At 69.8% G+C, this 1,013-nt stretch carries 1 protein-coding gene; it reads left to right on the forward strand.

The features are described 5' to 3' along the window. The first annotated feature begins 730 nt into the window (after positions 1-730). Positions 731-892, forward strand: a complete 162-nt coding sequence (locus ACWELJ_RS34245) for a hypothetical protein (RefSeq protein ID WP_452370196.1) — start codon at positions 731-733, stop codon at positions 890-892. The last annotated feature ends 121 nt before the right edge of the window (positions 893-1,013 follow it).

A 1,013-nucleotide genomic window follows, 5' to 3' on the forward strand; every position in this document is an offset into this window, starting at 1 on the left:
GTCACGGCGCCCCCCCCAAGATGCTGCCGACGAGCCCGGCCGGTGCCCTGCGCAATCGGCGCGAGAGCAGGGAGGCGGGTGGAGGCGCGCGCCTGTCCGGGCGGCTGGGTGGGGAGGCTCTGCCGGCATGGATGACGGTTTGGAGCGCCTCCGAGTCCCGGCCTGTCGTGGCGGCTGCCGCCGCGGTGTCGGGCAGCACAGTCGGTCCGTCTTGCCCGCTCGTGTGCGAACCCTCTGCACCCTTCTCCGGCGCCGCCCGCAGGGTCCGGGTCGTCACCGGCGATCTCCAGCGCCCCACGGGTCCGCTCCAGTGTCCCGTCGAACAGCCTTGAAGTCGTGCCCGGGTTCGGCCTGCTCACCCGGTACGTCCGGAGCAAAGATCCATGTATGGACTTCCTCGTGGTCACGCTCCCGGCCTTGGTGGCATTCCCGCGTCTGGCGGCCGGGAAGGCACCGTCACCGGCATTGTCCTCGATCTGGCGGCGTACCGAGCTGCCGCATGAAGTCCGGAGGACACGGTCGTCGTCGACTTCTTGCCGACGTCTTGGTGTCCATGCCCTCGCACGGTCGCGGTGTGCGGAGGGGTATGAGGAGGGAACTGATCAGGACCGCACCGACCAGATTGGTGCTGGTCTTGCTGGTCGTGTGATGTTCAGTCGGTGTCCGGATCGCTTGACGCTTCGAGGAGGCGGGCCGCGAGGTCGTCGGCCCACTGCAAAGCCCGGGCGCGGTGTGCGGTGATGGTGGCCTCATCGAGTCCGTAGGCGGCGAAGGCTTCGTCGTCGGTCCACTCGGCGCCCGTCAGGTTCGCCTGGAGATCCTCGTGCTCGAAGCGGCCACGGGCGTGGCGGCGGCCGAACTCCTCGAGCTCGGCATTGGGCCGGCGGTGTGAGGCCGCAAAATACGTCGATCAGGTCGCGGGGCGCTCCGCGGTCGGCGAGGGCGCGGACCTTGGTCCCGATCACGTCTTCCTCCGCGAGGACGGGTCCGTACGGGCTCTGGACGACCGGCCG

The organism is Nocardia sp. NPDC004582 (genome assembly GCF_053602115.1).